21 protein-coding genes are annotated in these 24,416 nt (G+C 72.3%); 10 read left to right on the forward strand and 11 right to left on the reverse strand.

Going from position 1 to position 24,416, the window contains the following annotated elements:
- Positions 1 to 8 precede the first annotated feature (8 nt).
- From QUY26_RS17560 to ssd, 6 genes are all read right to left on the reverse strand, one after another.
- Positions 9 to 356 carry a TadE family type IV pilus minor pilin gene (locus QUY26_RS17560; protein ID WP_289947717.1) on the reverse strand — a complete coding sequence of 116 codons (348 nt, stop codon included), beginning with the start codon at positions 354 to 356 and terminating at the stop codon, positions 9 to 11.
- Between the two features lie 169 nt (positions 357 to 525).
- Complete coding sequence (locus QUY26_RS17565; protein ID WP_289955796.1) at positions 526 to 702, reverse strand: DUF4244 domain-containing protein; 177 nt, start codon at positions 700 to 702, stop codon at positions 526 to 528.
- Between the two features lie 470 nt (positions 703 to 1,172).
- Complete coding sequence (locus QUY26_RS17570; RefSeq protein ID WP_289955798.1) at positions 1,173 to 2,087, reverse strand: type II secretion system F family protein; 915 nt, start codon at positions 2,085 to 2,087, stop codon at positions 1,173 to 1,175.
- Positions 2,088 to 2,155: 68 nt separating this feature from the next.
- On the reverse strand, positions 2,156 to 3,070 hold the full coding sequence (locus QUY26_RS17575) for a type II secretion system F family protein (protein ID WP_289947720.1): 915 nt from the start codon (positions 3,068 to 3,070) through the stop codon (positions 2,156 to 2,158).
- On the reverse strand, positions 3,067 to 4,236 hold the full coding sequence (locus tag QUY26_RS17580; protein ID WP_289947721.1) for a TadA family conjugal transfer-associated ATPase: 1,170 nt from the start codon (positions 4,234 to 4,236) through the stop codon (positions 3,067 to 3,069). The genes QUY26_RS17575 and QUY26_RS17580 overlap by 4 nt, the downstream gene beginning before the upstream one ends.
- Positions 4,233 to 5,345 (reverse strand): septum site-determining protein Ssd, encoded by a 1,113-nt coding sequence (ssd, locus tag QUY26_RS17585; protein ID WP_289947722.1) that lies wholly within the window; start codon positions 5,343 to 5,345, stop codon positions 4,233 to 4,235. The genes QUY26_RS17580 and ssd overlap by 4 nt, the downstream gene beginning before the upstream one ends.
- A 526-nt stretch (positions 5,346 to 5,871) precedes the next feature.
- Here ssd and QUY26_RS17590 point away from each other — a divergent pair.
- Positions 5,872 to 6,696 carry an HAD family hydrolase gene (locus tag QUY26_RS17590; protein WP_289947724.1) on the forward strand — a complete coding sequence of 275 codons (825 nt, stop codon included), beginning with the start codon at positions 5,872 to 5,874 and terminating at the stop codon, positions 6,694 to 6,696.
- Positions 6,697 to 7,091: 395 nt separating this feature from the next.
- Here QUY26_RS17590 and QUY26_RS17595 read toward each other — a convergent pair whose 3' ends face one another.
- Positions 7,092 to 7,907, reverse strand: coding sequence for an oxidoreductase (locus tag QUY26_RS17595; protein ID WP_289947726.1), 816 nt, complete (start codon positions 7,905 to 7,907; stop codon positions 7,092 to 7,094).
- Between the two features lie 122 nt (positions 7,908 to 8,029).
- Here QUY26_RS17595 and QUY26_RS17600 point away from each other — a divergent pair, with 122 nt between their 5' ends.
- On the forward strand, positions 8,030 to 9,010 hold the full coding sequence (locus QUY26_RS17600; protein WP_289947728.1) for an ATP-binding protein: 981 nt from the start codon (positions 8,030 to 8,032) through the stop codon (positions 9,008 to 9,010).
- A 167-nt stretch (positions 9,011 to 9,177) separates the two neighbouring features.
- Here the strand turns inward: QUY26_RS17600 and QUY26_RS17605 are convergent, their stop codons facing one another.
- Positions 9,178 to 10,482, reverse strand: coding sequence for a hypothetical protein (locus QUY26_RS17605; protein ID WP_436840352.1), 1,305 nt, complete (start codon positions 10,480 to 10,482; stop codon positions 9,178 to 9,180).
- A gap of 296 nt (positions 10,483 to 10,778) precedes the next feature.
- Here QUY26_RS17605 and QUY26_RS17610 point away from each other — a divergent pair, with 296 nt between their 5' ends.
- The 6 genes from QUY26_RS17610 to QUY26_RS17635 all read left to right on the forward strand — a co-directional run bounded on the left by QUY26_RS17610 (position 10,779) and on the right by QUY26_RS17635 (position 18,814).
- Positions 10,779 to 13,235, forward strand: coding sequence for a bifunctional SulP family inorganic anion transporter/carbonic anhydrase (locus QUY26_RS17610; protein WP_289947729.1), 2,457 nt, complete (start codon positions 10,779 to 10,781; stop codon positions 13,233 to 13,235).
- 49 nt (positions 13,236 to 13,284) lie between these two features.
- Positions 13,285 to 15,291 carry an acetate--CoA ligase gene (gene acs / locus QUY26_RS17615; protein WP_289947731.1) on the forward strand — a complete coding sequence of 669 codons (2,007 nt, stop codon included), beginning with the start codon at positions 13,285 to 13,287 and terminating at the stop codon, positions 15,289 to 15,291.
- A 206-nt stretch (positions 15,292 to 15,497) separates the two neighbouring features.
- Positions 15,498 to 16,895: a Na+/H+ antiporter NhaA gene (nhaA, locus tag QUY26_RS17620; RefSeq protein WP_436840353.1), complete on the forward strand. Its 1,398-nt coding sequence runs from the start codon at positions 15,498 to 15,500 to the stop codon at positions 16,893 to 16,895.
- A 51-nt stretch (positions 16,896 to 16,946) separates the two neighbouring features.
- Positions 16,947 to 17,444 carry a phage holin family protein gene (locus tag QUY26_RS17625; RefSeq protein ID WP_289947735.1) on the forward strand — a complete coding sequence of 166 codons (498 nt, stop codon included), beginning with the start codon at positions 16,947 to 16,949 and terminating at the stop codon, positions 17,442 to 17,444.
- Positions 17,441 to 18,391: an alpha/beta fold hydrolase gene (locus QUY26_RS17630; protein WP_289947737.1), complete on the forward strand. Its 951-nt coding sequence runs from the start codon at positions 17,441 to 17,443 to the stop codon at positions 18,389 to 18,391. The genes QUY26_RS17625 and QUY26_RS17630 overlap by 4 nt, the downstream gene beginning before the upstream one ends.
- Positions 18,392 to 18,616: 225 nt before the next feature.
- A complete protein-coding gene (locus QUY26_RS17635; RefSeq protein WP_289947739.1) occupies positions 18,617 to 18,814 on the forward strand; it encodes a hypothetical protein in 198 nt (65 codons plus the stop codon).
- 42 nt (positions 18,815 to 18,856) lie between these two features.
- Here QUY26_RS17635 and QUY26_RS17640 read toward each other — a convergent pair whose 3' ends face one another.
- From QUY26_RS17640 to nth, 3 genes are all read right to left on the reverse strand, one after another.
- Positions 18,857 to 20,059, reverse strand: a complete 1,203-nt coding sequence (locus tag QUY26_RS17640) for a MarP family serine protease (RefSeq protein WP_289947741.1) — start codon at positions 20,057 to 20,059, stop codon at positions 18,857 to 18,859.
- A gap of 130 nt (positions 20,060 to 20,189) precedes the next feature.
- Positions 20,190 to 21,005 carry an NUDIX hydrolase gene (locus tag QUY26_RS17645; protein WP_436840354.1) on the reverse strand — a complete coding sequence of 272 codons (816 nt, stop codon included), beginning with the start codon at positions 21,003 to 21,005 and terminating at the stop codon, positions 20,190 to 20,192.
- Between the two features lie 91 nt (positions 21,006 to 21,096).
- On the reverse strand, positions 21,097 to 22,116 hold the full coding sequence (gene nth, locus QUY26_RS17650; RefSeq protein WP_289947744.1) for an endonuclease III: 1,020 nt from the start codon (positions 22,114 to 22,116) through the stop codon (positions 21,097 to 21,099).
- A 554-nt stretch (positions 22,117 to 22,670) separates the two neighbouring features.
- On the opposite strand from nth, the gene QUY26_RS17655 reads away from it, so the two are divergent.
- Together QUY26_RS17655 and QUY26_RS17660 are read left to right on the forward strand one after the other, a co-directional pair.
- Positions 22,671 to 23,345 (forward strand): Crp/Fnr family transcriptional regulator, encoded by a 675-nt coding sequence (locus tag QUY26_RS17655; RefSeq protein ID WP_016642758.1) that lies wholly within the window; start codon positions 22,671 to 22,673, stop codon positions 23,343 to 23,345.
- Between the two features lie 173 nt (positions 23,346 to 23,518).
- Entirely contained in the window at positions 23,519 to 24,355 is an 837-nt protein-coding gene (locus QUY26_RS17660) for a nucleotidyltransferase domain-containing protein (RefSeq protein WP_289947750.1), read from the forward strand.
- Positions 24,356 to 24,416 lie beyond the last annotated feature (61 nt).

Raw genomic sequence — 24,416 nt, forward strand, 5'->3', positions numbered from 1 at the left:
CCCCCGCCTCACGCCCCCACCCCCACCGTCTGCCCCACCGTCTCTTCCGCCATCGCCACGGCCTCCGCCCGCAGCCTCAGCCCGAGCCCCAGCGCCCGTGGCCCCGGCGACCGCGCCACAACCTCCACCCGGACCAGGTCACCGTCCCTGCTCACCGCCACACTCGCGCCGCGCGGTGCCGCCTGCCGGGCCACCGCGACCGCCGTGCCCCGCGGGTCCTGGCGGGCCATCGCCCGGGCCCCGGCCCGGGCCGCGTCCACGCACTGGATCTGCGCGGACGCGGCCAGCAAGGCCCACACGAGCGCCATCGTGAACAGCACCAGCGTCGGCAGCACCACCGCCGCCTCCGCCGTCACGTACCCGCCGTCACTCCGACCGCGACACCGCCCGGCCCAGCGCCCAGAACCACCCTTGGAACCGGACTCGGAACACGATCCAGAACGGGCCTCAGGGCCGGTTCCGGAACCGGCCCCGGAACCGGAACCGGACTCAGGGCCAGACTCGGGACCGGCCCCGGAACCAGCCTCAGAACTGGACATCGAGTGCCCTCTCCACCACCGCCTGGAGCGCGGCCTTGACCGGTCCGCTCGTCACAACCTTGTAGAGCAACCCGGCGAACGCCACGGTCGCGATGATCCCCATGGCGTACTCGGAAGTGACCATTCCGGAGTCCCGCGCCACGCTCCGCGCCCTACCCCACATCCGGCCCGGCGGCCGCGCCGAGCTCTCCGAACTCACGCGACGCACCGGCCACTCCCACCGCATCCACCGCATCCACCGCGCCATCCGCGTCACGTACCGCCGAGCGCGCGCACGCACCTTGCCCCACATTTCAACCCCCATGGAATCTCTGTCAGTTGTTCGCGGCTGGTCCTTCACCGCTGGTTCTTCACCGCTGGTTCTTCACCGCTGGTTCTTCACCGCTGGTTCTTCACCGCTGGTTCTTCACCGCTGGTTTCTTGCTACTGGCACTTCGCTGCCGGACTTCACAGCCAGCTCTTCGCTGCTGGCCGCTCGCTGCTGGCTACTGGCTGCTCGCCGTTGACTCTCCGAGAGCCGTGGTCTCGAAGCCGGTCGTGCGGTCCCGCGCCCCCGATGTCCTGGCACCCGTACGACATTTCGCCCAGGCGGCCCGCAGGACGCCCGTCCGCGCACCGGGGCGCGGACCCGCCTCACTGCCCGCTCATCAGGCCCCCGGCCAGGCCGATCACCACCGGCACCACCCCGATCGCGAGGAACGCAGGCAGGAAGCACAGGCCCACCGGTGCCGTCATCTGGACCGCGGCGCGCCGGGCCCGGGCCGTCGCCGTGCGTCCCTGTTCGGTCCGGCAGTCCGCGGCGAACCGGGCGACAGGGCCGGCTGCGGGCGAGCCTGACTCCGTGGTGCGCTCCAGGAGGCGGGCCAGCGCGTCGGCGCCCGGTATCTCGCCGACCCTCCGCCACGCGTCGGCCGGTGCGCCGCCGAGCCGTACCTGCGCCGCGCCCCAGGCGAGCCGTTCCCCGACAGGCCCTCCCAAGGACTCGCCCACGGCCTGGGCCGCCACCACGGGCCCGGCCCCGGCCGCCACACAGGCCACCAACAGGTCCGCTGCCAGGGGGAGTTGCCGGGCAGCACGGGCAGTGTCGGCCTCGTCCTTCCGGTCGGCGCCCGGCTGCATCCGCCACACGCAGCACCCCGCAGCCACGCCCACCACGCATCCCGCGACCCCGCCGACCAGCGCCCACCCCGCGCCGACCACTCCGGCCACCGTCAGCCATCTCCGCGCCTGCGCCCGCCGCCCGGACTCCGCGTCGCCCCAGCGCCGGAGCCACGCACGGCCGCCAAGCCCTTTACCGCCGAGCCCTTCACCGCCAGGCCCCGCGCGTCCTTCGCCGCGCCCTCGACCCCATGACCGTCCCGGCCGGCCCCCGGCCCCCAGGAGGTCCATGGCCCGGCGCCCCACGGCCCGTTCCCGTCGTGCCGCCGCCAGCGTCAGCAGCAGCCACGCCAGGGCCGCCGCCGACCACAGCACCGCCCCCAGGCTGTGGAGAACCCCGGCGCCGACGATCAGCCCGCCCGCCACCTCGTCAACCACCTCGTCAGCCATTCCGCCCGCGATCCGGCCCGTCGTCCCGTCCGCCACGCGGTCCGCCACCTGGTCTGTCGTCTCCACCGTCACCGCCCCTCCGCCTTCCGCATGATCCGCAGCGCCCACCACGCGCCCGCGCCCTCGAACAGCCCGCCCACGGCCAGGCAGCCGAGGCCCGGCCCCGTGTGCAGCAGCACCCGCAGCGGTTCGGCGCCGAGCGCGGCGCCGAGGAGCAGGCCGAGTACGGGAAGCCCGGCAAGCATCAGGGCGGTCGACCGGGCACCCGCCAACTGCGCGCGCAGGTCGGCCCGTTGGTCCCGCTCCGCGCGCAGCGCCCCTTCAAGGCGCTCCAGTCCGGCCGCGAGGCCCGCGCCCCGGTCCACGGCGACCCGCCAGCACGCCGCGAGTCCGAGGAGCCCTTCGGCGCCCGGCTCCAGGGCGGCCTGCCGCAACGCGCCGGGCACATCCCCGCCGAACCGCGCCGCAGCAAGCACCCCGGCCCGCGCACCGCCGAGGCCCCGGCCGACGCCCTCAGCCGACTCCGAGATCGACTCCGAGCCCACCCCCGAGCCCGCCCGCGCGCCCGCCTCCGCGGCCGTCCGCAGCGCCTGCCCCGGCTGCCGCCCCGCCCGCACCTCACCGGCGAGAGCGCCGCACAGGGTGATGACCGCGTCCGCCCTGCGATCCCGCTCGCGGGCGGCCTCCCTGGCCCGGCGCACCCGGCCGGCGAGGGGCATGCCGACCGCCCCCGCGACCAGGGGCAGCACGGACTCCCCGAGGAGCCCGACGGCCGCCCCGCCCACCAGGAGCCAGACCTCGTGCCCGAGCCGCCCCCGTACCCGCGTGAGGCCCTGGCGCCACCGAGGCGCCGCCGCCGGACCGCGAGCCGGGAGGAGGGACCGTGCCCTCCGCAGCCCCCGGGAGGCCCGCACCCGCCCGCCGAGCAGCCACACCGAACCACCCGCGCACAGAGCGGCGCCGCACGCCGTCGCCGCGCTCACGTCCCCGCCCCCCGCTCCGCGAACAGCGCGCTCAACCGCGGCCAGCCGCGCTCCCGGACGAAGCCCCGCTCGCCCCAGCGCAGCGCGGGCACCGTGGCCACCAGGCCCGAAGGGGCGCGCTCCAGGACCTGCACCTCGGCGATCCGGCGCCGCCCCGCCCGGTCCCGTACGAGATGGAGGACCACCGACAGGGCCGCGGCCAACTGGCTGTGCAGGGCCGCCCGGTCGAGCCCCGCGGCCGTGCCGAGGGCCTCGAGGCGGGCTGGGACGTCGGCGGCGGCGTTCGCGTGCACTGTGCCGCAGCCGCCCTCGTGCCCGGTGTTCAGCGCGGCCAGGAGGTGCAGCACCTCGGCGCCCCGCACCTCGCCCACCACCAGCCGGTCGGGGCGCATCCGCAGAGCCTGCCGCACCAGGTCGTCCAAGCCGACGCGGCCCGCGCCTTCCTGGTTCGCGGGCCGGGACTCGAGGCGCACCACGTGCGGGTGGTCGGGGCGCAGCTCGGCGGAGTCCTCGGCGAGGACGATCCGCTCGCCCGGTCCGACGAGGCCGAGCAGGGTGCTCAGGAGCGTCGTCTTGCCGCTGCCGGTGCCGCCGCTGATGAGGTACGACAAGCGGGCGTCGAGGAGGCGGCGCAGCACCCGCTCCCCGCCGGGCGGCACGGTGCCGGCCGCGACCAGTTCGGCGAGGGTGAAGGCGCGGGGCCGCACGACGCGCAGCGACAGGCAGGTGGAGCCGACGGCGACCGGGGGCAGCACCGCGTGCAGCCGGGTGCCGTCCGGCAGGCGGGCGTCCACCCAGGGCCTGGCGTCGTCCAGGCGCCGCCCGGCCACGGCTGCCAGCCGCTGGGCGAGGCGCCGCACCGCGGCCGGGTCCCGGAAGGAGACCCGCGTGAGCTCGAGGCCGCCGCCGCGGTCCACCCAGACGCGGTCCGGAGCGGACACCAGCACGTCGGTCACCGAGGGGTCGGCGAGCAGCGGCTCCAGCGGGCCCGCGCCCACGAGCTCGGAGCGCAACTGCTCGGCCGCGCCGAGCACTTCGGCGTCGCCCAGGATGCGTCCCTGCGCCCGCAGGGCCTCGGCGACCCGGGCCGGGGTGGGCTCGGTGCCGTTCGCGGCGAGCCACTGCCGGACCCCGTCCAGCATGCGGGCGCCCACGACGGCGGTCATACGCCCCCTCCCGTGCGGTCCGGAAGCTGCTCCCAGAAGGCCGCGCAGAACCGGGCCAGGGGCCCGCGCGGCGCGCCGCCGGGCGGCTGTCCGCCGCCGCGCGCGGCGGCGATGCCGTGCTCCCTGGGCAGTTCGCCGACGAGGGGCAGGCCGAGCAGCCGGGCCACCTCGTCCGCGTCGAGGCCGTCGCCGCCGGGCGGCCCGGGGGTGGTGACGAGCCGCAGGTCCCGCAGGACCATGCGCACGGCCGACGCGACCCGCCGGGCCCCGGCCACCGCGCGCAGCTCCGCCGGCACCACGAGCAGGCCGAGGTCCAGCTGCGCCAGTGCCTCCGCCATCGCCTCGTCCACGCGGCGCGGCAGGTCGACGACCACGACGCCTCCACGTCTGCGGGCCGCCGCCAGGACGGCACGCACGGCTTCCGGGGCGATGGCCACCGTGTCGCCGCGGTCCCAGCTGAGGACACGCAGGTCGTGCAGGGCGGGCAGGGACTCCTCCAGGGCTCCGCCGCCGACCCGCCCCCGCGACTGGGCGAACGCGGGCCAGCGCAGCCCCTCGGCGGTCTCCCCGCCGAGCATCACGTCCAGTCCGCCGCCCAGCGGGTCGGCGTCGACGAGCATGGTGCGCCGTCCAGCGCGCGCCGCGGTGACGGCCAGGGCGCAGGCCAGCGTGGAGGCCCCGGCGCCGCCGCGGCCGCCGATGAGGCCGACGGTCAGCGCGGGGCGTCCGACGCCCTCGGCGACGTCGGCGATGCGGTCCACCAGCCAGCGCTCGCCGTCGGGCAGCACGAGCACGTCGTCGGCGCCGATCTCCACGGCCCGCCGCCACACGCCCGAGTCGTCCTGGTCGCGCCCCACGAGCACGACCCCGCGGCGGCGTGCGGCGCCGCGCACCCGGTCGGCCGCGTCGTCCCCGACGAGGACGAGCGGTGCCGCCTCCCATCCGCCGCCGCGCTCGGGCACGCCGTGGTGCACCTCGGGTCGCGCTCCCGCCGCGGCGCACAGCCGCAGCAGGTCGTCCAGCAGGTCCACGTCCTCCGTGACGATCAATGGTCCACCGGCGCGTCCTTCGGACGTCGGCGGTGTGTCGTACGCAATGACTCCAGCCACGATCTTCCGGCCCCCTCTCGCTGCAAGTCCTTCGAATGCGCGTGTGTGCGCATCCGGATCCGCGTCCGCGAAGACCGGCCAATGGAATCCGGCCAAGAACTCCACGAACGGAATCAAGCGTGGGGCGACGCCGGAAATGATGTGGATCTTGGTCAATAACTGTGGAGAAGGCGTTGGCTGTGAATAACTCCTTCACCCATACCGGTGACGCCCCGGGCGCCTTCCGCAGCGCAGCCCAACGGCTACGCACAGTGACGAATCTGGAGCGCACGACATCGACGTCGTTTCGGCGCGCGCGGCGCCACGACGATCGGAAAAGATCAGGAAAGGGCCCCCAAAACCCATCCGGACATGCGACGACCCCCGCCGGGGGGGAGAGCGGGGGTCGTCCCCTCGGTCCGACTCGGGGGGGGAGGAGCCAGACCGGGTTAGCACGGTCGCGAACGATCCGTGACTTCCATGGTGTACCCGAGAGCCTTCTCAGGCAAACCCACGCGCCTCAGCTTACGCCGAATGGTGGGCGCCTATGCTCAACCTTGTGGAAAACCACTCGTCGCCCCGCACAGCCGCGTTCTTCGACCTGGACAAGACGGTCATTGCGAAGTCGAGCACGCTCACCTTCAGCAAGTCGTTCTACCAAGGCGGGCTGATCAACCGCAGGGCGGTACTGCGAACCGCATATGCCCAGTTCGTGTTCCTCGCCGGCGGGGCCGATCACGACCAGATGGAACGGATGCGCGCGTACCTGTCCTCGCTGTGCCGCGGCTGGAACGTGCAGCAGGTCAAGGAGATCGTCGCGGAGACCCTGCACGACCTGATCGACCCGATCATCTACGACGAGGCGGCCTCCCTCATCGAGGAGCACCACACCGCGGGGCGCGACGTCGTCATCGTCTCCACCTCGGGTGCCGAGGTGGTCGAGCCGATCGGCGAACTCCTCGGCGCGGACCGGGTGGTGGCCACGCGGATGGTGGTCGGCGACGACGGCTGCTTCACGGGCGAGGTGGAGTACTACGCGTACGGCCCCACGAAGGCGGAGGCGATCCGGGAGCTCGCCGAGTCGGAGGGGTACGACCTGGAGCGCTGCTTCGCCTACAGCGACTCGGTCACCGACGTGCCCATGCTCGAGTCCGTCGGCCATCCGTACGCCGTCAACCCGGACCGGGCACTGCGCCGCGAGGCCCTCGCGCGCGGATGGCCGATCCTCGACTTCCACCGCCCCGTGCGACTCAAGCAGCGGCTGCCCGCACCCCGCCGCCCCGCGCTCGTCGCGGCGGCAGCGGTCGGCGCCGCGGCGGCCACCGCGGGCCTCGTGTGGTTCGCCAGTCGGCGGCGCGCGGCAGCGAGCTGACCTCGCACTACGGGGGCGTGCGACATGGCGTTCCGGTGCGCCCCTGGAGGCGGCCGGAACCCTGCGCCCGATTCACCCTTGTTTGAACCTAAAAGTAAAGAAGTGCAGCCAGGGCTTCCGCTTCCTCCAGGACAGGAGTACAAAGGAGTCAACGGCCCGCGAGACCAAGGACATCCGAGAGGATTACCTTTAACCGCATTGATTGGCCCCACGGACCGAAGCATGGTCACCGAGCACCCACGCGACGTCGACCCGTCGATTACGGGCCAGCCGCACCAGGTAACGGGCAAAGTTCCCGACCTGATGGGCAAACTTTCGAGGACGCTTGGTAACTCGATGGACATGCCAGCGGCGGTACGAATTCTCGTACCGCCGCATCCGTGTGCGGGGACCCCTCAGGCCGCGCCGCGCTGCAGCGCCTCGCACACCGCCGTCGACTCCCTGACGCCCAGCTCAACCGCCTTGCCACAGTGGACGATCCAGGCGGCCACACCCTCCGGAGTGCCGGACACGTACGCCTCCAGGGCGCCCATATAGGCAGCGCGCCCCAGCTCCGCGTGGCCCGCCTCGGCCGGGCAGATCGACTTCGGGTCGAGACCGCTGCCCACCAGGACGATGCGCTCCGCCGCACGCGCCACCAGGCCGTTGCACGAGCCGAAGGGACGCAGGGCCGCGAGTTCGCCGTGCACCACGGCCGCCGTCACCAGGGCCGGCGCAGAGCCGCCCGCGATGATCAGCTGCGAAAGGCCTTCGAGTCGCCCCGCCACCTCGTCCGCGTCCGGCAACTCCAGCTCGATCAACGGCTCGTCGACCGGTTCGCCCGCCAGGCGCGGACGGCCCGCGGCCTCGTCGGCTTCGGCCGCGGCGACCAGGTGCAGCCGCGCCAGGACCCGCATCGGCGACTGCCGCCAGATGGACAGGAGCTGCCCCGCCTCGGCGGTCAGCCGCAGCGCGGCACCCATCACGCGCGCGTCACCCTCGCCGCTGAAGTCGGTGCGCCTGCGCACTTCCTCAAGGGCCCACTCGGCGCCGGACAGGGCCGCGGACCCGCGCGCCCCCCGCAGCGCCGCCTCGGCGGTGACCTCGTTGCTGCGGCGCCGCATGATCCGGTGGCCGTACACGCGGTCCACGGCCTTGCGCACGGAGTCCACGGAGTCGGCGACACCGGGGAGCTCACCCAGGGCCGCCAGCGGATCGGCTTTCGTACTCATGAGTACGACCCTACGCACCCAGGGCGCGCCCGCCACGAAGGAGTGGTCTTCTTCACGCGATCCGGCACCCCGTGACCTGAACAGGGCCCCCGTGCCAGAGCGCGCGGCTACGCTACATGAACATGAAGATCGCTTTCGTGGGGAAGGGCGGCAGCGGCAAGACCACGCTGTCCTCGCTCTTCATCCGACACCTCGCCGCCACCGGCGCACCGGTCATCGCGGTGGACGCCGACATCAACCAGCACTTGGGCGCCGCCCTCGGCCTCGACGAGGAGCAGGCCGCCGAGCTGCCCGCGATGGGCGGGCGGCTGCCGCTGATCAAGGACTATCTGCGCGGCACCAATCCGCGCATCGCCAGCGCCGAGAAGATGATCAAGACGACTCCGCCCGGCGAAGGATCGCGGCTGCTGCGGGTCCGCGAGGACAACCCGGTGTACGAGGCGTGTGCGCGGGCCGTGGAACTCGACGGCGGCGCCGTGCGTTTGATGGTCACCGGGCAGTTCACCGAAGCCGACCTCGGTGTCGCCTGCTACCACTCCAAGACGGGAGCGGTCGAACTGCTCCTGAACCACCTGGTCGACGGCCGCGACGAGTACGCGGTGGTCGACATGACCGCGGGCTCCGACTCCTTCGCCTCCGGGATGTTCACCCGCTTCGACATGACGTTCCTCGTCGCCGAGCCGACCCGGAAGGGGGTCTCCGTCTATCGCCAGTACAAGGAGTACGCGCACGACTTCGGCGTCGCCCTCTTGGTCGTCGGCAACAAGGTCCAGGGCCAGGACGACATCGACTTCCTGCGCGAGCAGGTCGGCGACGACCTCCTGGTGACCTTCGGGCACTCCGACTGGGTGCGCTCCATGGAGAAGGGCCGTCCGCCCCGGTTCGAACTCCTGGAGGAGAGCAACCACTTGGCGCTGAAGACCCTCCAGGAAGCGGCCGACTCCGCCTACGACCGCCGCGACTGGGAGCGCTACACCCGCCAGATGGTCCACTTCCACCTGAAGAACGCCCGGAGCTGGGGCAACGAGCGGACCGGGGTCGACCTGGCCGCCCAGATCGACCCCGACTTCGTCCTGCGGGAGCAGGTGAGGGCCACCGCCTAGCCCGGGGGCCCGCGACCGCGCCGCCACCCGCCCCGGCCACGGGCACGCGACCGCCGCTCCCCGGCCGGGACAGGCCGGCCCACCGCAGCCCCTGGCCAGGACAGGCCGACCCGCCGCAGCCCCTGGCCAGGAAAGGCCGGCCCGCCGCCGTCTGCCCTCGGACAGGCCTACCGCTTGGCCGGCTCCGCGCCCGGAACGCCCTTGGGCGCCGGGGCGGGCCGGGCGGACAGGAACGCGGGCCAGCCCTCCTTCGGCGCCTTGCCGACACCGAGCCGGGTCAGCTTGGCGAGCACCTGCGGGTCCTGCGCGTCCAGCCAGTCGGCGAGCTGCCGGAAGGACACGCAGCGCACCTCGCGCTTGGTGCAGACGCGCTCGATCGTCTCCTCGATGGCGCGCATGTACGTGCCGCCGTTCCACGACTCGAAGTGGTTGCCGATGATCAAGGGCGCGCGGTTGCCGTGATAGGCGCGGTCGAAGCCCTTGAGGAGGCCGTCCCGCATCTGGTCGCCCCAGTACTCGTGCTTGTTGGGGTCACCGTGCGAGGTCGAACCCGACTGGTTCACCATGAAGTTGTAGTCCATGGTGAGCGTCTCGAAGCCGCGCCCGGGGACCGGGACGAGCTGCATCGACAGGTCCCACAGGCCCTCCTTCTTCTTGGGCCAGAGCTGGTTGTTCACACCGCTGGTGTCATAGCGGAAGCCGAGATCGCGGGCCGCGCGCATGAAGTTGGTGCGGCCTTCGAGGCAGGGCGTGCGGGCACCGATGAGTTCGCGGTCGTAGTCGAAGGGCAGCGGCTGCGCCTTCCCCATGCCCGTGTTCGTCTTCCAGGCCTTCACAAAGGACTTGGCCTGGTTGATCTCGCTCTTCCAGTCGTCGACGGACCACTCGCCGACGCCACGGCCGGTGCCGCAGAAGTGGCCGTTGAAGTGGGTGCCGATCTCATTGCCCTCGAGCCAGGCACCGCGGAGCTGCTCCACGGTGTCCTTGATTCCGGCGCGGTCGTTGAAGCCGATGTCCGAGCTGCCGGCGAGGTGCTGCGGGGGCTTGTAGAGCCTGCGCTTCTCCTCGGGGAGCATGTACACACCGCTGAGGAAGTACGTCATCGTGGCGTTGTTCCGCTTGGCGACCTTGCGGAAGTGCGAGAACAGCTTCTGGCCGTCCTCACCCGCACCGTCCCAGGAGAACACCACGAACTGCGGGGGCTTCTGGCCCGGTTTCAGGCGCTCGGGTCTGGGGAGCAGCGGCTGCTGACCGGTGAACGAGGTCGAGCCGTCGCCGATCAGGCGCACCGCGGCCTTGGGCGCCGGGGCACCGGCGGGCTTCTTCGCGCCGTGCGCCGACCCGGGCGCTCCCCCCTTCGTGCCGGACGAGTCGTCGGCGCACCCGGCCAGCGCCGCCGTGCAGACCATGAGCGCGGCGAGGCCCGCGGCCGTCCGCCGCACCCCCGCGCCCATGCTTGGGTTGGCGGCCATCTCCGCCCACCTTCTTCCGTGCAAGTCGGGACAGAACGTCAGCAACTTCGCACGGGGTGACGGACGGCTGATTCCGACAAGCCGATGAGCATTTTTATTCACTCATCAGAGTGATCACTTACCCCATTTGCACTGATTATCCAGCTAAGGCCTTTACGCTGCATTACGATTCGTTTACCGAGAGTTGAGATATCCCGCCGCTGCAACGCCGTGACCCACGGCCGCGACCCGCCCTCCGGGTTCCACCGGAGGACCCCCTGTTCCGCGACCGCGCCGCCCCGGAGGAGACGGGAAACATGTCCGCCTGCGTCCCCACAAGTGCCGCTCAGCCGGCGCACGGCCCACGCCCCCAGCAGCCCCACGCGCCACCACCGCGCAAGAAGTTCCGCGTCTCGGGCGCCGACGTGTCCGCGTCCATCGCCGTCTTCCTGATCGCCCTGCCGCTGTCCCTCGGAATCGCCCTCGCGACCGGCGCCCCGCTCCAGGCCGGCCTCGTCGCCGCCGCCGTCGGAGGCCTGGTCGCCGGACGCTTCGGCGGCGCCCCGCTCCAGGTCAGCGGCCCCGCCGCCGGCCTCACCGTCGTCACCGCCGAGCTCATCCAGCGCTACGGCTGGCGGACCACCTGCGCCATCACCGTCCTCGCCGGAGTCGCCCAGATCGGCCTCGGATGCCTGCGCGTGGCCCGCACCGCGCTCGCCGTGAGCCCCGCCGTCGTGCACGGCATGCTCGCCGGAATCGGCGTCACCATCGCCGCCGCCCAACTGCACATCGTGCTCGGCGGCACCCCCCAGAGCTCCGTGACCGCCAACCTCGGCGCGCTGCCCGCCCAGTTGGCGGACCTGCACCCGGCAGCGCTGTCCGTGAGCGCGCTGACCCTCGGCATCCTCGTACTGTGGCCCCGGATCCCCGGCCGCGCCGGACGCGTCGTACGGACCGTCCCCGCGCCCCTGGTCGCCGTCACGGCCGCCACCGCCCTCTCCGGACTAGCCGCCCTGAGCGTCGCCAAGGTCGACCTGCCCTCCTGGCGCACCCACGCCCTCGCCGGACTGCCCGAGGGACCCGCGCTCGGCCTCGTCGCCGCCGTGCTCACGATCACCCTGGTGTGCAGCGTGCAGTCGCTGCTCGGAGCGGTCGCCGTCGACAAGCTCACGGCCAAGCGCACCGACGCCGAGGAGCGGGTGGGCCGCTCCGACCTCGACCGCGAGCTGCGCGGCCAGGGCGTGGCGAACATGGTGTCCGGGGCGCTCGGCGGACTGCCCATCGCGGGCGTCGCCGTGCGCAGCGTGGCGAATGTGCGCGCCGGTGCCGTCAGCAGGAACTCCACGATGCTGCACGGCGTTTGGGTAGTAGCGGCCTCCCTGCTGCTCGTGCCGGTCCTGGAGAAGATCCCGCTCGCCTCCCTGGCCGCGCTCGTCATGTTCGTCGGCGCCCAGATGGTCAGCATCAACCACATCCGCACGGTCACCCGCCACCGCGAAGTCCTCGTGTACGCGGCCACCACCCTGGCCGTGGTGTTCCTCGGCGTCCTGGAAGGCGTGGCCGCGGGCATCGCCGTGGCGGTCGCCGTCGCCCTGCACCGCCTCGCCCGCACCCGCATCACCTGCGAGGAGGACTCGGAAGGCGTGCACCACGTGCACGTGCGGGGACAGCTGACGTTCCTCGCGGTGCCCCGGCTCAGCCGCTGCCTGCACCACGTCCCCCAGCGGGCGCACGCCGTCGTGGAACTGGACGGCTCCTTCATGGACCACGCGGCGTACGAGACCCTGCAGAGCTGGCTCGACGCGCACGCCGCGCAGGGCGGCAGCGCCGAGGTCACCGGACGCGGCGGCCAGCGCATCACGGAGCCCGCGGCCACCGCCCACTGCGGCTGCCGCCCCTGGACACCCTGGCGCAACCACCAGTGCGACACCCCCCAGGAACCCCCGCGCGCCGCCCGGCCCGAACAGCACCGACTGGCCAAGGGAATCAGCGCGTTCCAGCAGAACACGGCACCACGCGTGCGGGGCGAGCTGGCCCGTCTCGCGCGCGAGGGACAGCGGCCCGCGCAGCTCTTCCTGACGTGCGCCGACTCCCGCGTCGTCACGTCGATGATCACGTCGAGCGGCCCCGGCGACCTCTTCGTCGTCCGCAACGTCGGCAATCTGGTGCCGCTGCCCGGCGCCGAGAGCGGCGACGACTCCGTGGCCGCCGCGATCGAGTACGCGGTGGACGTGCTGAAGGTCAAGTCCATCACTGTGTGCGGGCATTCGGGCTGCGGAGCCATGCAGGCGCTGCTCAACACGCCGCCGACCGGGGCACAGACGCCGCTCAAGCGCTGGCTGCGGCACGGCCTGCCGAGCCTGGAGCGGATGGCCGAGCAGACCGCGGAGGCGGCCGACCAGCCTCTGGGTGCCACCGGCCAGCCCCTCGGCGCCACCAGCCGACCCCTGGGCGCCGCCGAGCAGGCCCTGCGCGGAATGCCCCGGCTCGCGGGCCGCGCCCCCGCCGACGCCGTCGAGCAGCTCTGCCTCACCAACGTCGTCCAGCAGTTGGAGCACCTGCGGGCCCACGAGGCGGTGTCGAGGCGGCTCGCCGAAGGGAGCCTGGAACTGCACGGGATGTACTTCCACGTGGGCGAGGCCCAGGCATATCTGCTGGCCGAAGGCACGGACGGAGCGGAAGAAGGGAAGGAGACGGGTGGAACGGCGCGCCCGGGGCAGGCACCTGACGAGGTGTTCAGCCAGGTGCCACCCGCTCACCCAGTAGAGGTCTAAACCAATTTTCGGCAAGCCCTTGTCACCGGGGCCGAGTGTCTGATGAGCTGTGGTCTGGGACACAACGGACACCCCGGGAAAGGGAGATGTCGTGAGCAACGAAAGCCTGGCCAACCTGCTCAAGGAGGACCGCAGGTTCGCGCCGCCGGCCGACCTGGCGGCGCACGCCAACGTCAAGGCGGAGGCGTATGAACAGGCCAAGGCTGACAGGCTCGGCTTCTGGGCCACGCAGGCCCGTCGGCTGACCTGGGCCACCGAACCGACCGAGACGCTCGACTGGTCGAACCCTCCGTTCGCGAAGTGGTTCGCCGACGGCAAGCTCAACGTCGCGTACAACTGCGTCGACCGCCACGTCGAGGCGGGCAACGGCGACCGCGTGGCCATCCACTTCGAGGGCGAGCCCGGCGACAGCAGGGCCATCACCTACGCCGAGCTGAAGGACGAGGTCAGCCGCGCGGCCAACGCGCTTACCGAGCTGGGGATCACCGCGGGCGACCGGGTCGCGGTCTATCTGCCGATGATCCCCGAGGCGGTCGTGGCGATGCTGGCGTGCGCCCGCATCGGCGCCGCGCACTCGGTGGTGTTCGGCGGCTTCTCCGCCGACGCCATCGCCGCGCGCATCAAGGACGCCGACGCCAAGCTCGTCATCACCGCCGACGGCGGCTACCGCCGGGGCAAGCCGTCCGCGCTCAAGCCCGCGGTCGACGAGGCCCTGAGCCGCGAGGGCACCCAAGGCGTCGGCAAGGTCCTCGTCGTCCGGCGCACCGAGCAGGACGTGGCCTGGACCGAAGGCCGCGACCTGTGGTGGCACGACGTCGTCGGCAAGCAGTCGCCGGAGCACACGCCCGAGGCGTTCGACGCCGAGCAGCCGCTGTTCGTCCTCTACACCTCGGGGACGACGGGCAAGCCGAAGGGCATCCTGCACACCTCCGGCGGCTACCTGACGCAGGCGTCGTACACCCACCACGCCGTCTTCGACCTCAAGCCGGAGACCGACGTCTACTGGTGCACGGCCGACATCGGCTGGGTCACGGGCCACTCGTACATCACCTACGGCCCGCTCTCGAACGGCGCCACCCAGGTGATCTACGAGGGCACGCCGGACACCCCGCACCAGGGCCGGTTCTGGGAGATCGTGCAGAAGTACGGGGTCACGATCCTGTACACGGCGCCGACGGCGATCCGTACGTTCATGAAGTGGGGCGACGACATCCCCGCCAAGTTCGACCTCAGCAGCCTGCGGGTGCTCGGGTCGGTGGGCGAGCCGATCAACCCCGAGGCGTGGGTCTGGTACCGCAAGCACATCGGCGCCGACACCTGCCCGATCGTGGACACGTGGTGGCAGACCGAGACCGGCGCCATGATGATCTCGCCGCTGCCCGGCGTGACCGAGACCAAGCCGGGCTCCGCGCAGCGGGCGCTGCCCGGGATCGCGGCGACCGTCGTGGACGACGAGGCGAACGAGGTGCCGGACGGCGGCGGTGGCTATCTGGTCCTGACCGAGCCGTGGCCGTCGATGCTGCGCACCATCTGGGGTGACGACCAGCGGTTCATCGACACGTACTGGTCGCGCTTCGAGGGCAAGTACTTCGCCGGGGACGGCGCGAAGAAGGACGACGACGGGGACATCTGGCTGCTCGGCCGGGTGGACGACGTGATGCTCGTCTCCGGGCACAACATCTCGACCACGGAGGTCGAGTCGGCGCTCGTGTCGCACCCGTCCGTCGCGGAGGCCGCCGTCGTCGGCGCCGCCGACGAGACGACGGGCCAGGCCATCGTGGCGTTCGTGATCCTGCGGGGCACGGCGGACGCGGAGGACGCGGAGCTGGTGGGTCAGCTGCGCAACCACGTCGGGGCGACGCTCGGCCCCATCGCGAAGCCCAAGCGGATCCTGCCGGTGGCCGAGCTGCCGAAGACCCGGTCCGGGAAGATCATGCGGCGACTCCTGCGGGACGTCGCGGAGAACCGCCAGCTCGGTGACGTGACCACGCTCACGGACTCGTCCGTGATGGACCTGATCCAGTCCAAGCTGCCGGCTGCGCCGAGCGAGGACTGAGCCCGCCCGACCCCCTGAGGGGCACCCGGCGCCACCCGCGCCGGGTGCCCCTTTTGCGCTTAAGGTGAATTTTGCCGGATAAGTTCGGGTGCACGGTTAGGTAAGCTAAGGATCAACGTCAACAACGCGACAAGAAACACCTAGGTGCGCCGGGAAGTCTGGTCGGCATGTGCTCAGCCCTGCCTACCGACCGGAGGTCGACTCTCGTGGCCGCGCCCACCAGCAGCAACCGCAAAGTACTCGGACGCCTCTCCCTGCCCGAGCGGAACTTCGTCGCGGAGGCGCTGCGCGCCGAGACCGTCGGTGGCGTACTCCTGCTCATCGCCGCCATCACGGCACTGATCTGGGCGAACACCCCGATCAAGGAGAGCTACGAGAGCGTCAGGGACTTCCATCTCGGACCCGCCTCGCTCGGCCTCGACCTGTCCATACAGCACTGGGCGGCCGACGGACTGCTCGCGGTCTTCTTCTTCGTCGCCGGGATCGAGCTCAAGCGCGAGCTGGTCGCCGGCGATCTGCGGGACCCCAAGGCCGCCGCGCTGCCCGTGATCGCCGCCATCTGCGGCATGGCCGTGCCCGCGCTCGTCTACACCCTGGTGAACGTCCTCGGCGGCGGCGCCACGGACGGCTGGGCCGTGCCGACCGCGACCGACATCGCCTTCGCGCTCGCCGTCCTCGCGGTCATCGGCACCTCGCTGCCGTCCGCGCTGCGGGCCTTCCTGCTGACCCTCGCCGTCGTCGACGACCTCTTCGCGATCATCATCATCGCGATCTTCTTCACCAGCGACCTGAACTTCGCGGCGCTCGGCGGCGCGATCCTCGGCCTCGCGGTCTTCTGGCTGCTGCTCCGCAAGGGCGTCCGCGGCTGGTACGTCTACGTTCCGCTGGCCCTCGTCATCTGGGGCCTGATGTACAACAGCGGCGTCCACGCCACCATCGCCGGCGTCGCCATGGGCCTGATGCTGCGCTGCCACAAGGAGGAGGGCGAGCGGCACTCCCCCGGTGAGCACATCGAGCATCTGGTACGCCCCCTCTCCGCCGGGCTCGCCGTGCCGCTGTTCGCGCTGTTCAGCGCCGGTGTCGCGGTGTCCGGCGGGGCGCTCGGCGACGTCTTCACCAAGCCGGAGACCCTCGGCGTGGTGCTCGGCCTCGTCGTCGGCAAGGCCGTCGGCATCTTCGGCGGCACCTGGCTCGCCGCCCGCTTCACCAAGGCCGAGCTGAACGAGGACCTGGCGTGGCCGGATGTGTTCGCGGTGGCCTCGCTCGCCGGAATCGGCTTCACTGTCTCGCTGCTCATCGGGGAACTCGCCTTCAGCGAGGACCCGTTGCTCACCGACGAGATCAAGGCCGCGGTGCTGGTCGGCTCGCTGATAGCGGCCGTGGTCTCCGGAGTCCTGCTGAAGCTCCGCAACCGGAAGTACCGCAAGCTGTGGGAGGACGAGGAGCGCGACGAGGACCAGAGCGGCATCCCTGACATCTACGAACAGGACGATCCGGACTACCACCTGCGGATGGCGGAGATCTACGAGAAGAAGGCCGCCGAGCACCGCAGACTTGCTCGACTGTCAGCCGGATCGAGCGACAGGCACGACGGTCCGGCATGATCTGATCTGACCAGAAGGCACAGAAGAAGTCAGAGGAATGAGGAGCAAGCGATGAGCGCACCCGACGGTCCCGTCGGCACCGAACGCAGCCTCGGCCAGCTCGTCTCCGCGGCGAGCAAAGAGATGTCGGAGCTGGTGCACGATGAGATCGCGCTGGTCAAGGCCCAGCTGACGCAGGACGTCAAGCGCGGTGCGATCGGCAGCGCCGCGTTCATCGCGGCCATCGCCGTCCTCATCTTCTCGCTGCCGATGCTGAGCTTCGCCCTGGCCTATGGCATCCGCACTTGGAGCGGGTTGAACATGGCCATCTGCTTCGTGCTGTCGTTCGCCGCGAATGTCCTGGTGGCCGGAATTCTCGCGTGGATCGGCGTGATCTACGCGAAGAAGGCCGCGAAGGGCAAGGGCCCCCAGAAGGCCGCGGCCGCCGCCAAGGAGACCGCCGCCGTCCTCGGGAACGTCAAGCCGCACCCGCGCGCCGTGGCCCCTGCGGGGGCCCTTGAGCTGGAGGCCGGTGAGCGGGCCGACGCTGTGGCACGCTCGACTACATGACGGACCAAGTCCCACCCCCGGACAGGGCCACCGCGCCGACCCCCGCGACCGTACGGATCGAGGGCCCCTGGACGCACCGGGACGTCGCCGCCAACGGCGCCCGCTTCCACATCGCGGAGGCAGGTGAGGGCCCGCTGGTGCTCCTCCTGCACGGCTTCCCGCAGTTCTGGTGGGCCTGGCGGCACCAGCTCGTCGCGCTCGCCGACGCGGGCTTCCGGGCGGTGGCGATGGACCTGCGCGGCGTGGGCGGCAGCGACCGCACCCCGCGCGGCTACGACCCCGCGAACCTCGCCCTGGACATCACCGGCGTCGTACGGTCCCTCGGCGAGCCCGACGCCGCGCTCGTCGGGCACGACCTGGGCGGCTACCTCGCCTGGACGGCCGCCGTGATGCGGCCCAAGCTGGTGCGCCGCCTCGCCGTCTCCTCGATGCCGCACCCGCGCCGCTGGCGCGCGGCGATGCTGCGGGACCGCAAGCAGACGGCGGCCGGGTCGTACGTGTGGGGCTTCCAGCGGCCGTGGCTGCCGGAGCGTCAGCTGGTCGCGGACGACGGGGCCCTGGTGGGGCGGCTGGTCCGGGACTGGTCGGGGCCGCGCCTGCCGGACGACGAGGCCGTGGAGACGTACCGCCGCGCCATGTGCATCCCCTCGACGGCGCACTGCTCGATCGAGCCGTACCGCTGGATGGTGCGCTCCCTCGCCCGGCCCGACGGGATCCAGTTCAACCGGCGCATGAAGCGGCCGGTGCGGGTGCCGACGCTGCATCTGCACGGCTCCCTGGACCCGGTGATGCGCACCCGCAGCGCGGCGGGGTCCGGCGAGTACGTCGAAGCGCCCTACCGCTGGCGGCTGTTCGACGGCCTCGGGCACTTCCCGCACGAGGAGGACCCGGTGGCGTTCTCCAACGAGCTGGTGTCGTGGCTGAAGGACCCCGAGCCGGACCGGTAGAGGCCCCGGGCCGGTGGAGGTCCCGACCCCGACCGGTGGAGATCCCCGACCGGAGCGGCGGAGATCCGGGGCGGTTCCGGCGGAGGTCCGATGACACGGTTCACGGCTCCCTGGCCGCCACCTCGGGGGAACTACTGTCCTACGAACGCCAATTGCCTGCCGCATAGGCCAATTGGGGCCCTTGGGCGCGGTTACCGACCTTGAGGCACGGGCACACGTCCGGGTATGGGCTGGACGCACGACTACAGTGACGTAGCACGCAAGCGCCGGACGGCCACCGTGGTGAACGGCCACGAGAGGGGCGGCCCGCACGATCCGGGGCACCCCGGTGACGCGGCTTCCGCCGAGGCCATCGGCATCCCCCGCATTCTGCGCCGCAGGGCCCGCTGGATGTCCGCGCGGCTGCGGCACACCCGCGACTGACCCGCCACGCTCACCCGCGCATCGGCTCCCCCAGGGGCGCGCCTAGAGCGCGCACCCCTGGCTGTCGACCTCCTGGTTGGCGGTGCGGCCGCGCTCGATGTCCTCGCGCACCTCGTCCACGGTCAGGGCGTATCCGGTGTCCGGGTCGTCGAGCGACTTGGCGAAGATCACGCCGTAGACCTTGCCGTCCGGGGTGAGCAGCGGGCCGCCGGAGTTGCCCTGGCGGACCGTGGCGTACAGCGAGTACACATCGCGGCGGACCGTGCCCCGGTGGTAGATGTCGGGGCCCTTGGCCGTGATGCGGCCGCGCACGCGCGCGGAGCGGACGTCGTAGGGGCCGTCCTCGGGGAAGCCCGCCACGATCGCGCTGTCGCCGCTCTGGGCGTCGCGCGAGGTGAACTGCAGCGGCGGCGCGGGCAGGGTCGGCACGTCCAGGACGGCGATGTCGCGCTCCCAGTCGTAGAGCACGACCTTGGCGTCGTACTTCTCGGCCTCGCCCCCTATCTGCACCTTGGGCTCGTCGACGCCGCCGACCACGTGCGCGTTCGTCATCACGCGGCGCGGGGCGAACACGAAGCCGGTGCCTTCGAGGGCCTTGCCGCAGCTGTGCGCGTCACCGCTGATCTTCACGATGGAGCGCTTGGCATCGGCCGCGACCTTGCTGCCCACCAGTTTGGGGTCCGGGGGCTCGACGTCCTTGATGGGCTCGTTCGAGAACGGGCTGAAGACCTGTGGGAAGCCGTTCTGCGCGAGGACGGAGGAGAAGTCGGCGAACCAGGTGTCCGCCTTGTTCGGCAGGGTGCGGGAGACCCCGTGCAGGACCGTGGAGTTGCGCACCTCCTTGCCGAGCGTCGGCAGCGTGGTGCCCGCGAGGGCGGAGCCGATCAGCCAGGCGACGAGCAGCATCGCGACGACGTTGACCAGCGCGCCGCCGGTGGCGTCCAGGGCTCTGGCGGGCTGCCAGGTGATGTACCTGCGGAGCTTGTTGCCCAGGTGGGTGGTGAAGGCCTGGCCGACGGAGGCGCAGACGATCACGACGACGACGGCGGCGACGGCCGCGGTCGTGCTGACCCGCGCGCCCTCGTCGGTGAAGGCGTCCCAGATGACCGGCAGCAGATACACCGCGACGAGACCGCCGCCGAGGAAGCCGATCACCGAGAGGATGCCGACGACGAAACCCTGGCGGTAGCCGACGATCGCGAACCACACGGCGGCGAGCAGCAGCAGGATGTCCAGCACGTTCACGGAATTCAGTCCTCGCCTCGCATCATTCCCCGCCTCGCCTCGCGGACTGTGCGCGTCACGGTCCTCGCGCCCGCCCCGCGGGCGGTGCGCACGGCTCCGGGCCCCGGTCGACCCGGTCCCCGCAACCTTGTCATGAGCCCCAGTCGAGCGGGACCTCGCGGCCTCGGTCCCAGGGGCGCTCCCAGCCCGCGTAGTGCAGCAGTCTGTCGATGAGGCCGGCCGTGAAACCCCAGACCAGGGCGGACTCGACGAGGAACGCCGGGCCGCGGTGGCCGCTCGGGTGGACCGTCGTCGCGCGGTTCGCCGGGTCCGTGAGATCGGACACGGGGACCGTGAACACCCGGGCCGTCTCGGCCGGGTCGACGACGCCGACGGGGCTCGGCACGCGCCACCAGCCGAGCACCGGCGTCACGACGAAGTCGCTCACCGGGATGAACAGGCTCGGCAGCACGCCGAAGAGCTGCACGCCGCTCGGGTCGAGGCCGGTCTCCTCCTCGGCCTCGCGCAGCGCCGCCCGCAGCGGGCCCGCGACGCGCGGGTCGCCGTCCTCCGGGTCGAGGGCGCCGCCGGGGAACGACGGCTGGCCCGCGTGCGAGCGCAGCGAGCTGGCCCGCTCCATGAGCAGCAGCTCCGGGCCCCGCTCGCCCTCGCCGAACAGGACGAGGACGGCGGACTTCCGGCCCGCGCCGTCCTCCGGCGGCAGGAAGCGGCTGAGCTGGTCGGGGCGGACGCTCTCGACGGCGCGCAGCACGGGGGTGAGCCACGGGGGCAGGCCCTCGGCGGAGAGCAGGCCCCGGGCGGTGAGGGCGTGGTGGTCGTCGCGGCGGACGGGGCCGCCGGTCGCGGGGCCTTGGGGGCGTGCGGAGCCTTGGGGGCGTGCCGGGTCCTTGCCCTGGCCGTCGGTCATGTCCGTCTCGTCTGTGTGCGTATCGCTCGCGTGCGTCATCGGCACCCCCGTCCGTCCCTGCACAACGCCTGTCGGCCCGCTGATGGTTCCTCGTCCCGGCGATCTCCCGGGCGTGCTCCCGGCCCCCCGGTCACCCGGCGGCGCCCAGGGGCGGGGCCGCCTTGCCCGGATAGTCGGGCGGCGGGTTGAGCCGCTGGCCGGGCATGCCCCCCATCTCGTACTTCAGGAGCTTCCTGGCCTTGTCGGGGTCCGTCTCGCCCTCTCCGTACGACGGGCAGAGGGGGGCGATCGGGCAGGCGCCGCAGGCGGGCTTGCGGGCGTGGCAGATGCGGCGGCCGTGGAAGATCACGCGGTGCGAGAGCATCGTCCAGTCGCTCTTCGGGAACAGCGCGCCGACGGCGGCCTCGACCTTGTCCGGGTCGGTCTCCTCCGTCCACTTCCAGCGGCGCACCAGGCGGCCGAAGTGCGTGTCCACGGTGATCCCGGGGACTCCGAAGGCGTTGCCCAGCACCACGAACGCGGTCTTGCGGCCCACACCCGGCAGCTTGACCAGGTCCTGGAGGCGGCCGGGGACCTCGCCGCCGAAGTCGTCGCGCAGCGCCGCCGACAGGCCCATGATCGACCGCGTCTTGGCGCGGAAGAAGCCGGTCGGGCGGATCAGCTCCTCGACCTCCTCGGGGTTGGCGGCGGCCAGGTCCTCGGGGGTGGGGTAGCGGGAGAAGAGCGCCGGGGTCGTCTGGTTCACCCGCAGGTCCGTCGTCTGGGCCGACAGGACGGTGGCGACCAGGAGCTGGAAGGGGTTCTCGAAGTCCAGCTCCGGGTGGGCGTACGGATACACGTCGGCCAGCTCACGGTTGATGCGGCGGGCCTGGCGGACGAGGGCGGTGTGGGATTGCGGGGGTTTGGGCCTCTTGAGGGGGGCGGCGTCGTCCGTGGGCGTTGCCTTCTTGGCGGGAGCCGTCTTCTTGGCGGCAGTCGGCTTCTTGGCGGGAGTGGCCTTCCTGGCGGAGGCCGCGCTCTCGACAGGGGCTGCCTTCTTGGCCGGAGCTGTCTTCTTCGCCGGGGCAGCCTTCTTCGCCGCCGTCGTCGCCGTCTTCGGCACCGTCCCGCCTCCGTCCCTGGAGCCTTCTGACACGCCTCGTTTCGCCATGGCGCCAGCGTACGGGCCGTCACTGACACGGGCGGGGGAGATGCGCAGTTGTCACGCGCCGGAGATCGTCACGCGGGCCGGAACCGACCCGCACGGGCACCCCGGCCACCACCGCGCCCCCTTGGCGGAAAGTCGCCGCACCCGACCGAGCGCTCCGAGGAGCACGCTCCGGCACTCACTCCCCCACCACGCCTGGCACGCCCCCCGAAACACCCTCCACCCACCCCGGTCCCGCCTCTCCCACGCCCCACCCAACGCCCGATTTGTCTGGTTCCTCGGGGTAACGTAAGCGTGTTCGCCCACAGCAGAATCACCGGGCGGGCTCGTGACCGCTGTCGCCGTGGCCTGTGCTCTCACGGGCCAGGGAGCAGGTGTCCGACCCACGTCCGGACGTCCGTATCCGTCGCCGGTCCCCCGGATCGGCCCCCAATTGGCCCCCTTCCGCATTGCCCCCGTCACAAGTGCGGCAGACTTGAGTGACTGATCACACTGTTTGAACCGTCCGGCAAACTGGGGGCACGGTCCCCTGATGCAGGTCGACAAGGAGAGAACTCGTGGACGACGTTCTGCGGCGCGCCCCGCTCTTCGCGGCGCTCGATGACGAGCAGGCCGCGGAGCTCCGCGCCTCCATGAGTGAGGTGACCCTCGCGCGCGGAGACGCGCTTTTCCATGAGGGCGACCCCGGAGACCGGCTGTACGTGGTCACCGAGGGCAAGGTGAAGCTCCACCGCACGTCCCCGGACGGCCGCGAGAACATGCTCGCGGTGCTCGGCCCCGGCGAGCTGATCGGTGAGCTCTCGCTCTTCGACCCGGGCCCGCGCACGGCCACGGCCTCCGCCCTCACCGAGGTCAAGCTGCTCGGCCTCGGCCACGGCGACCTCCAGCCCTGGCTGAACGCCCGCCCTGAGGTGGCCGCCGCCCTGCTGCGCGCTGTCGCCCGGCGCCTGCGCAAGACCAACGACCAGATGTCGGACCTGGTGTTCTCCGACGTCCCCGGCCGCGTGGCCCGCGCCCTGCTGGACCTGTCCCGCCGCTTCGGCGTGCAGTCCGAGGAAGGCATCCACGTGGTGCACGACCTCACCCAGGAAGAGCTGGCCCAGTTGGTCGGCGCGTCGCGCGAGACGGTCAACAAGGCCCTCGCCGACTTCGCGGGCCGCGGCTGGCTGCGCCTGGAGGCCCGCGCGGTGATCCTGCTCGACGTGGAGCGCCTGGCCAAGCGGTCGCGCTGACGCTGTTCCTCACGTACGGGGCCCGGCGCTCCGTACGCGATCGGGGCCGCCCCCTGAACCAGGGGGCGGCCCCGTCGTCGTATCCCCGCGAGCACGCCCGCGCCCCGCGCCACCAGTCGACTTCAGGGCGGAATTTACGTGCCCCGGGGCGCGGCACGCTGCACAGTGGGCCCATGGGCACCGTCAGTCGGGGACTGGACAGTCAGGGCTACATCGAGCGTGAGGGCTCGCTGGGGCGGGTGGGCGACGCCCTGTGGCCCGTCGTGGCCGCCGCGCGCGACCGCGTCGCGGAGACCTTCGGCAAGCGCCTCGACAGCGCGTACCTGTACGGCTCCGTGCCCCGCGGCACCGCCCGCGCGGGCCGCTCCGACCTCGACCTGCTGCTCGTCCTGCGCGCGGAGCCGACTCCGGACGACCGCGCCGACGCGGACGCCGTGGCCGCCGCCGTCGACAAGGAGTTCACCGAGGTCGACGGCGTGGGCGTCCTGCTGTCGAGCCGCGCGGCCGTCCTGAGCGATCTTGAGACGTACGACCTCGGCTGGTTCGTGGCCTGCCTCTGCACGCCCCTGCTCGGCGAGGACCTGGCCGAATTCCTGCCCCGCTACCGGCCCGACAGCCTCCTCGCCCGCGAGACCAACGGCGACCTCGCCCTGTTCCTGCCCCGCTGGCGCGCCCGGGCCGCCGCGGCCGCCGACGACCCCGAGGCCCTGCGCGCCCTGGTCCGCGGCGCCTCCCGCCACCTCGTGCGCACCGGCTTCACGCTCGTCATGCCGCGCTGGGGCGGCTGGACCAGCGACCTCACGGAGATGGCGGAGGTGTTCGCGCGGTACTACCCCGAATGGGCCGACCCGATGCGGGCGGCGGCCGCCATGGCCCTCGAACCGGCCGCCGACACCGCCGCGCTGCGCGAGTACACCGACGTGATCGGGCCGTGGCTGGCCGAGGAGTACGCGGCGGTGCACGGAGTGAAGGCCCCGCGCCCGGAGCAGGACGAGCCCGGGGCGCACTAGGAAGTCCTCCGGCGCGTCCGCAGGGCCCGCGCCGGACCGATCCTCCGGACAGCCCCGGATG

Origin of the sequence: Streptomyces flavofungini, assembly GCF_030388665.1 — a bacterium.
Classification (GTDB): Bacteria; Actinomycetota; Actinomycetes; order Streptomycetales; family Streptomycetaceae; genus Streptomyces; species Streptomyces flavofungini_A.

Bases quoted from the DNA above. Each gene is read 5' to 3' on its own strand.
- nth (WP_289947744.1), bottom strand. From the start codon at position 22,116: ATGGCGAAACGAGGCGTGTCAGAAGGCTCCAGGGACGGAGGCGGGACG.
- QUY26_RS17605 (WP_436840352.1), bottom strand. From the start codon at position 10,482: ATGGCCGCCAACCCAAGCATGGGCGCGGGGGTGCGGCGGACGGCCGCG.
- QUY26_RS17630 (WP_289947737.1), top strand. From the start codon at position 17,441: ATGACGGACCAAGTCCCACCCCCGGACAGGGCCACCGCGCCGACCCCC.
- QUY26_RS17660 (WP_289947750.1), top strand. From the start codon at position 23,519: ATGGGCACCGTCAGTCGGGGACTGGACAGTCAGGGCTACATCGAGCGT.
- QUY26_RS17600 (WP_289947728.1), top strand. From the start codon at position 8,030: ATGAAGATCGCTTTCGTGGGGAAGGGCGGCAGCGGCAAGACCACGCTG.
- QUY26_RS17580 (WP_289947721.1), bottom strand. From the start codon at position 4,236: ATGACCGCCGTCGTGGGCGCCCGCATGCTGGACGGGGTCCGGCAGTGG.
- QUY26_RS17625 (WP_289947735.1), top strand. From the start codon at position 16,947: ATGAGCGCACCCGACGGTCCCGTCGGCACCGAACGCAGCCTCGGCCAG.
- QUY26_RS17590 (WP_289947724.1), top strand. From the start codon at position 5,872: ATGCTCAACCTTGTGGAAAACCACTCGTCGCCCCGCACAGCCGCGTTC.
- QUY26_RS17565 (WP_289955796.1), bottom strand. From the start codon at position 702: ATGTGGGGTAGGGCGCGGAGCGTGGCGCGGGACTCCGGAATGGTCACT.
- QUY26_RS17635 (WP_289947739.1), top strand. From the start codon at position 18,617: ATGGGCTGGACGCACGACTACAGTGACGTAGCACGCAAGCGCCGGACG.
- QUY26_RS17645 (WP_436840354.1), bottom strand. From the start codon at position 21,005: ATGACGCACGCGAGCGATACGCACACAGACGAGACGGACATGACCGAC.
- QUY26_RS17570 (WP_289955798.1), bottom strand. From the start codon at position 2,087: ATGGCTGACGAGGTGGTTGACGAGGTGGCGGGCGGGCTGATCGTCGGC.
- QUY26_RS17610 (WP_289947729.1), top strand. From the start codon at position 10,779: ATGTCCGCCTGCGTCCCCACAAGTGCCGCTCAGCCGGCGCACGGCCCA.
- QUY26_RS17595 (WP_289947726.1), bottom strand. From the start codon at position 7,907: ATGAGTACGAAAGCCGATCCGCTGGCGGCCCTGGGTGAGCTCCCCGGT.